This is a genomic window from Rhizobium sp. PRIMUS64, from assembly GCF_023006465.1.
GTDB lineage: Bacteria > Pseudomonadota > Alphaproteobacteria > Rhizobiales > Rhizobiaceae > Rhizobium > Rhizobium leguminosarum.
The window spans coordinates 1-7,661 of sequence record NZ_JALBGX010000216.1; the positions used below are offsets into that span (position 1 = coordinate 1).

Consider the following 7,661-nt stretch of genomic DNA (forward strand, 5'->3'; position numbering starts at 1 on the left):
GGTCGAGGATGGCGGTGAAGATGACCGGGGCGATGGCGTTGGCGAGATTTTGCGGCAGCGACAGCCTGGCCGATTGCAGTCCGAATTCGCGCGGTGAGAACAGCGCCAGCGGCAGCAGCGCGCGGGCGACGGTCATGACGCCGGCGCCGAAGCCGTAAAGCAGGATGAAGGTGACGAGCAGCGGTGTCGATGGGCTGCCGACCAGCATTATCAGGAAACTGATCATCATCAGGCTGATGCCCATGGTCGCGCTGAGCATGGGGTTGCCGCGCCGGCCGAGCAGCATGTCGAGGAAACGTGCCGAGATGCCAAGGACGCCGCGTGCCGAGCCGAGCTGCAGCGCTAGGGCTGGCGAGGCGCCGGACTGGCGGAAGATTTCGAGCAGCGATGGGGAGATGCCGAAGGTGATGAAGGTCGAGATCGTCGTCGCCGCGGCAATCAGCAGGAAGGCTTTGCGTTGCTCGGCCTTTGACAGCGGCACCGGGGCGATTTCGGCCGCGCTGCCTTCGATATGCGTTGCGAGCGGCTTCGGCAGGGCGAAGAGATGCAGCGGCAGGCAGACGAGGAATTGCAGCGCCGCGCAGACCAGGAAGGTGAGGCGCCAGCCGACCGCCTCGTTGAGCAGGCTGAGGATCGGCCAGAATATGGCGCTCGAAAGTCCGGTGAACAGCATCAGGATGGCGATGACGCGTTTGCCGTTCGCCCCTTCGCGCTCGACGACGGCGGTGTAGGCCGGTGCCGAGAGGCCAAATGCGCCGCCGATGCCGATGATGACCCAGGCGCAGGCATAGAGCACGATGCCGTTTGCGGCGGCAAGCACAAGCAGGCCAAGCGCAAAGGTCAGCGAGGCGGCCGAAAGTACCCGGGCAGCACCATAGCGGCCGAGCCAGCGGCCGGTCGCCGGACCGACAATGGCGCTGACCACCATCATGATCGTCAGGCCGGCAAATACCACCTCGTTCGGCAGGCCGAGATCCGGCGCCACGACGCGGCCCATGACACCGAGCATGTCGAAAGTCGTGCCCCAGCCGATCAGCTGGGTAACGGCAAGGACGGTGACCGTCTGCGCCGAGCGGAAGCGGGAGGATTTTGGCATTGGTGCTGAAACGGTCTGAAATGCGAGGGCAGCAAGGGCATAACAGTTTCAACCGGCCCGTGAAAGCTGCGGTCGGCAGGAATCGGAACGGCGCGGCCGATTCGCAAATGACGGCTGTGGAGTCGGTCCCGTCAACTCACCGCCTTTACGGGGCTGACGAAGAATGCGTGGATCCCAAGGCTGGAGGCTATCGTTCTTGGACGCAACGGCGCCGCCGGACCTTGCCGCGGCGGCAATTTCCAGGCGCTGAAACAGGCTGTCCCGACGAGTCGAGAACAGTTCTAAACACCCTGCATTACAGCGCATTCATTTGCCATTCAGGTCGCGTGAGTACATATTCGAGGCAAGTTGGCATTACCTTGAAAGCATAACACATGGCCTTTCCTCTGAGCGTCGCAGCATTGGCCGCCGGACTGGTGGTATCGGCGCCCTCACCGGACGCCACGGGCAGTTTTGTCCTGCGTGTGGGAGGCGATTGCAGCGCCGCCGCAGCCCAGGTCGTCGAGCAGACGGGCGGCCAGCTGCTGTCCGTGCAACCGGTGGGCGATACCTGCATCATCACCGTTCTTGTGCAGGGCAACGGCCAGCGCCCACGCAAAGTGACGGTAAAGGTTCCGATGTAAGCGGAATCGGCTTATTCAGGACATTGATCGATTTGAAGCGGACGAAGGCGGACCGATGCGCATCCTGGTAGTCGAAGACGACGTTAATCTGAACCGGCAGCTGGCCGACACGCTGAAGGAGGCGGGATATGTCGTCGACCAGGCGTTCGACGGCGAGGAAGGCCATTTCCTCGGCGACACCGAACCCTATGACGCCATCATCCTCGATATCGGCCTGCCGGAGATGGACGGGGTCACCGTTCTTGAAAAATGGCGCGGCGCCGGCCGCGGCGTCCCGGTGCTGATTCTCACGGCGCGCGACCGATGGAGCGACAAGGTCGCCGGCATCGATGCCGGTGCCGACGACTACGTCACCAAGCCCTTCCATGTCGAGGAAGTGCTGGCGCGCATTCGGGCGCTGATCCGGCGTGCAGCCGGGCATTCCTCATCTGAGATCATCTGCGGGCCGGTGCGGCTCGATACCAAGTCCTCGAAGGCGACGGTCAACGGCACGACGCTGAAGCTGACCTCGCACGAATATCGCCTGCTCGCCTATCTCATGCATCACATGGGCGAGGTCGTCTCGCGCACGGAACTGGTCGAGCATATGTACGACCAGGATTTCGACCGTGATTCCAATACGATCGAAGTCTTCGTCGGCCGCCTGCGCAAGAAAATGGGCGTCGACCTGATCGAAACGGTGCGCGGTCTCGGTTACCGCATCCAAGCGCCGAAACATGCGAATTAAGTCGCTCACCGCACGTGTTTTGTTGCTGACCACGGTCTGGTCGACAGTGGCGCTGGTGGTGATCGGTCTGTTGATCTCCACCCTCTACCGCAAGAGCGCCGAACGCGGTTTCCAGGATCTGTTGCGGGCGCAGCTCTATAACGTCATCAATTCGGTGACGATCGGCGATCAGGGCGCACTCAGCGGCAGCCCGCAGCTCGGCGACCTGCGTTTTGCCCAGCCGAAGACCGGCTGGTATTGGGTGGTGGAGCCGCTCGGCACCTATACGACCGCTCCGCTGGTCTCGCCTTCGCTCGGCTCGGCGCTCATTCCGGTTCCCTCGGTCGTCGAGGCGCCCTTCGACAAGAATTACGAGCGCTACTATCAGGTGACGGACGCCTCCGGGAACCGCGTGCAGGTGGCCGAGACCGAAGTGGTGCTCGATACCGACGGGCGTGCAGCGCGCGTCCGCGTCACCGGTAATGTCGATGTCGTCGAGGACGACGTGCGCACCTTTTCCCACAGCCTCTATCTGGCGCTCGCCGGTTTCGGCGTCGGCAGTCTGATCGTCAACGCGCTGGCGATTCTCTACGGCCTGAAGCCGCTCGACAAGGCGCGTGCCGCGCTGGAGCGCATCCGCGCCGGCGAGAGCGAGCAGCTGAAGGGCGACTTCCCGCGCGAAATCCTGCCGCTCGCCAACGAGGTGAATGCGCTGATCGACAGCAACCGCCGCATCGTCGAGCGCGCCCGCATGCAGGTCGGCAATCTCGCGCATTCGCTGAAGACGCCGATCGCCGTGCTCCTCAACGAGGCGCGGGTCCTGGAGAAATCCCATGGTGAGCTGGTGCGCAGCCAGGCGGAAGCGATGCAGGGGCAGGTGCAGTCCTATCTCAATCGGGCGCGCATCGCCGCGCAGCGCGAATCCGTGCTCGCCCGCACCGATGCAGAGCCGGCGCTGGAGCGGCTGGTGCGCGTCATGCGCCGTCTGAACGTCGATACCGAATTCGATCTCGTGGTCTCGCCGCCGCATCTGGCCGTTGCCATGGAGCAGCAGGATCTCGAGGAGACCGTCGGCAATCTCCTGGAAAACGCGGCGCGTTTTGCCAAGAGCAGGGTGCGGCTTTCGGCCGTCGAGGCCGGCGAGGATGTGAAAGGGGTGGAGGCGAGCGCGCGCCGCCATTGGGTGGAGCTCGCCGTCGAGGATGATGGGCCTGGCCTGGAGCCGGACCAGATCCGCGAGGCGCTGAAGCGCGGCCGCAGGCTCGACGAAAGCAAGCCCGGAACCGGGCTCGGCCTTTCGATCGTCACCGAGATTTCCAACGAATACCAGGGACGGCTCGAGCTTTCCCGCGGTGAATGGGGCGGGCTGAAGGCGAAGCTTATCCTGCCTGGCGTCACAAAGGATGTTGCATGAGCAACTGCTTGATGTCACAAAGATACTGGCAAATGTATAGCATGCTTTGCCTTAATGCTGACACGGGGACGCTGCACTTCGATCGGCTGAAATTGACCCCTGATCGTGGTTCGACGCAATGATTTTACGCTCGCAAGGCATGATCGTTTCCGCTCTTCTCCTCGCCGTCGCGCTATCCGGCTGCACGACGACGAAGAGTGCCGCTTCGCGCGGGATTTTTTCGAGCAAACCCTCGGCATCGGCCGCCTTCATCACCGCGCTGCAGGGCGGCATTGTCGGCCGCAGCGGCGTGAGCTTGACCGACAGCGACAAGCAGCGGGCGCTCGAGGCGGAATATCGGGCGCTGGAAGGAGCCGCCGTCGGCCAGCCGGTGCTCTGGACCGGCAAGGACGTCACCGGCAAGGTCGTCGCGGCGGCACCCTATCAGGTCGGCTCGCAGAACTGCCGGCAATATACCCACACGCTGACCGTCGACGGCAAGGACACGGTGGCGCGCGGCGCTGCCTGCCGCAACGACGACGGCAGCTGGTCGCCGCTCTGAATTGCGGCCAATAGAGCGCCGCGCGTCCGACAGGACGCGCTAAGGACGCTCTATCACTTTAAATGGCGCATAATCCTTTCCGAAAATCGATTCCGATTCTCGGGGTTATGCGCTAGCCTCAAATCTTCGTCATTCCGGCTTTGGCAGTTGGAATGAAGGCGCGCTTCACGTATTTGGGCGACATGCTGTTCTGGATTCTCGTTGCCGCTTTGACGGCAGCCCTCGCCGTCATCCTGCTCTACCCCCTTCTGCGCGGAGCGAAGGCGGCGGATAATATCCGTGCGGGCGAGGCGGCGGTCTATCGCGACCAGTTGCGCGAACTCGACCGCGATCTCGATGGCGGGCTGATCACCCCGGAGGAGGCTGATTACGCCAGGGCGGAAATCGGCCGGCGGCTGATCGCCGTCTCTGCCGACGAGCCGGCTGAGACGCCGAAACCCCCACGGCATCACCGTTTCACCGAGGCCTTCGTCCTCCTGGTCCTGCCGGTTCTCGGGCTCTGTCTTTATTTGACGACGGGCAGGCCCGGCCTGCCCTCGCAGCCGCTGGAAGCGCGGCTGGAAAACCCTGGCAACGACGTGGCGGTGCTGATCACCAAGGCGGAACGGCACCTGGCTGAGAAACCTGATGACGGCAAGGGCTGGGATGTGCTGGCGCCGATCTATTTCCGCACGATGCGCGTCAACGATGCGCAAGTGGCCTACCGCAATGCCATCCGGCTTCTCGGCCCGAGCCCGGTCCGGCTCGATGGCCTTGCCGAGACGCTGATGGCGGTCTCCGACGGCGTGGTGACCGAGGAGGCACGGCAAGTGCTGGAACAATCGCTGACGCTGCAGCCTGACAATCCGCGTGCCCGCTTCTACATCGCCCTCAGCATGGAGCAGGCGGGACGGCCCGATGAGGCGCGCCAGGCCTTCGAGGCGCTGGCGAAACAGTCGCCATCAGATGCGCCGTGGCTGCCGCTGGTCAACCAGCATATCGCCATGAACGGCGGCGCGCCGGCAGGCGCCAATCCGGCTGCACCAGGCGCTCCCGGCAATCCGACGCAGGAAGATGTGGCGGCGGCCGAGAACATGGGCGCCGGCGACCGGCAGCAGATGATCCGCGGCATGGTCGAGAGCCTCGACGCCAAGCTCAGCGAGGATCCGAACAATTTCGAGGGATGGGTGCGGCTCGTCCGCTCTTACGCCGTATTGAACGACAAGGATCGCGCCGCCGGCGCCCTGAAGCGCGGACTTGCGGCCTTTCCGCCGCCTGGCGAAGAGGGCAGGCAATTGCTGGCGCTTGCGAGGGAACTCGGCATAGCCACGGAGGGAGCGACGCAATGACGCGCAAGCAGAAGCGCCTGGCGGTGATTGCGGGCGGCATGGGCTTCATCCTCACCGCCGTGCTGCTGGTGATGTTCGCCTTCAGCCAGTCGGTCGCCTATTTCTACATGCCGGCCGATCTCGCCAAGACGCCGGTGGCGCCGGAAACCCGCATCCGGCTCGGCGGTCTGGTCGGCGAGGGCAGTGTCGTGCGCGGCACCGGTTCGACGGTGGAATTTGCGGTCACCGACGGCAGCACCAATGCCGTGAAGGTCAAATATACCGGCATCCTTCCCGATCTCTTCCGCGAGGGCCAGGGCGTCGTCACCGAAGGCATGTTTGCCGCTGGAACGAACGTCTTCGTCGCCGACACCGTGCTTGCCAAGCATGACGAGACCTATATGCCAAAGGACGTCGCCGACAGGCTCAAATCCCAGGGGTTGTGGAAGGAAGGTCAAGGCCAGGAAGCTCAGGGGAAGCAAGCTCAGGGACAGGAAGTGAAGGCGACGCCATGATCATCGAGATCGGCCATTACGCGCTGGTGCTGGCGCTGGCAACGGCGCTCATCCTCTCCATCGTGCCGGTGATCGGAGCCCGTCGTCACGACCGGGCGATGATGGATGTGGCGACGATCGGCTCGCTGGCGATGTTCTCGCTGGTGGCCTTCTCCTTCGGCGTGCTGACCTATGCCCATGTCGTCTCGGATTTCTCGGTCGAGAACGTCTGGGAGAATTCGCATTCTCTGGTGCCGCTGCTCTACAAATATTCCGGCGTCTGGGGCAATCACGAAGGGTCGATGATGCTCTGGCTGTTGATCCTGACGCTGTTCAGCGCTCTGGTCGCCGTCTTCGGCCGCAATCTGCCGGAGACGCTGAAGGCCAATGTACTTTCCGTGCAGGCCTGGATATCGGTCGCCTTCACGCTGTTCATTCTGTTGACCTCCAATCCCTTCCTCCGGCTCGATCCGGCGCCGGCCGAGGGCCGCGATCTCAACCCGGTCCTTCAGGATGTGGGTCTGGCGATCCACCCGCCGCTGCTTTATCTCGGCTATGTCGGCTTCTCCGTCTGTTTCTCCTTTGCGGTCGCGGCCCTGCTGGAAGGGCGGACCGACGCCGCCTGGGCCCGCTGGGTGCGGCCCTGGACGCTTGCCGCCTGGACCTTTCTGACGCTTGGCATCGCCATGGGCTCTTACTGGGCCTATTACGAGCTCGGCTGGGGCGGCTGGTGGTTCTGGGACCCGGTGGAAAACGCCTCCTTCATGCCATGGCTCGCCGGTACCGCCCTGTTGCATTCTGCCCTCGTCATGGAAAAGCGCGAGGCGCTGAAGATCTGGACGGTGCTGCTGGCCATCCTCACCTTTTCGCTGTCGCTGATGGGCACCTTCCTGGTGCGCTCCGGCGTGCTGACCTCGGTGCATGCCTTTGCCAGCGACCCGAGCCGGGGCGTTTTCATTCTCTGCATCCTGCTGATCTTCATCGGCGGGGCGCTGTCGCTATTTGCCTTCCGCGCGCCGCGGCTGTCGGCAGGCGGGCTGTTTGCGCCGATCTCGCGCGAGGGCGCGCTCGTTGTCAACAATCTGATCCTGACGGTCGCCTGCGGCACGGTGCTCACCGGCACGCTCTATCCGCTGCTCTTGGAAACGCTGACCGGCGACAAGATTTCCGTCGGGCCGCCCTTCTTCAACCTGACCTTCGGCCTGCTGATGGCGCCGCTGATCGTCATCGTACCCTTCGGGCCGATGCTGGCCTGGAAGCGCGGCGATCTGCTCGGCGCCCTGCAGCGGCTCTATGTCGTGGCAGGTCTTGCCTTCCTTGCCGCAGTAATCTTCTTCTACATCGAACATGGCGGGCCGGTGCTTTCAGTGCTCGGCCTCGCCGCCGGGCTGTTCCTGATCCTCGGCGCCGTCGCCGATCTCTGGTATCGCGCCGGCATCGGCAAGGTCGCCGGCCGTCTTGCCTGGCGCCGGCTTTCCGG

The 7,661-nt window shown here is 63.9% G+C and carries 8 protein-coding genes; 7 read left to right on the plus strand and 1 reads right to left on the minus strand.

What is annotated here, in order from left to right:
* Positions 1-1,096: MFS transporter (locus MOV76_RS37560; RefSeq protein ID WP_247266464.1), on the minus strand; the 1,096-nt coding region annotated here is incomplete at its 3' end.
* Positions 1,097-1,470: 374 nt separating this feature from the next.
* Between MOV76_RS37560 and MOV76_RS37565 the strand changes: the two genes are divergently transcribed.
* The 7 genes from MOV76_RS37565 to MOV76_RS37595 form a co-directional block, all read left to right on the plus strand.
* The gene (locus MOV76_RS37565) at positions 1,471-1,719 is read left to right on the plus strand and encodes a hypothetical protein (RefSeq protein WP_018241305.1); all 249 of its coding nucleotides are present in this window, start codon (positions 1,471-1,473) and stop codon (positions 1,717-1,719) included.
* A gap of 55 nt (positions 1,720-1,774) precedes the next feature.
* Positions 1,775-2,446 (plus strand): response regulator transcription factor, encoded by a 672-nt coding sequence (locus MOV76_RS37570; protein WP_018241306.1) that lies wholly within the window; start codon positions 1,775-1,777, stop codon positions 2,444-2,446.
* Positions 2,436-3,839, plus strand: coding sequence for a HAMP domain-containing sensor histidine kinase (locus MOV76_RS37575; RefSeq protein WP_003546769.1), 1,404 nt, complete (start codon positions 2,436-2,438; stop codon positions 3,837-3,839). The genes MOV76_RS37570 and MOV76_RS37575 overlap by 11 nt, the downstream gene beginning before the upstream one ends.
* Positions 3,840-3,957: 118 nt before the next feature.
* Positions 3,958-4,380, plus strand: coding sequence for a lipA protein (locus MOV76_RS37580; protein WP_018241307.1), 423 nt, complete (start codon positions 3,958-3,960; stop codon positions 4,378-4,380).
* A gap of 152 nt (positions 4,381-4,532) precedes the next feature.
* On the plus strand, positions 4,533-5,708 hold the full coding sequence (ccmI, locus tag MOV76_RS37585; RefSeq protein WP_247266465.1) for a c-type cytochrome biogenesis protein CcmI: 1,176 nt from the start codon (positions 4,533-4,535) through the stop codon (positions 5,706-5,708).
* Positions 5,705-6,202, plus strand: coding sequence for a cytochrome c maturation protein CcmE (ccmE, locus tag MOV76_RS37590; protein WP_018241309.1), 498 nt, complete (start codon positions 5,705-5,707; stop codon positions 6,200-6,202). The genes ccmI and ccmE overlap by 4 nt, the downstream gene beginning before the upstream one ends.
* Positions 6,199-7,661, plus strand: a 1,463-nt coding sequence (locus tag MOV76_RS37595) for a heme lyase CcmF/NrfE family subunit (protein ID WP_247266466.1), incomplete at its 3' end; no start/stop codon positions are given. The genes ccmE and MOV76_RS37595, both read left to right, overlap by 4 nt.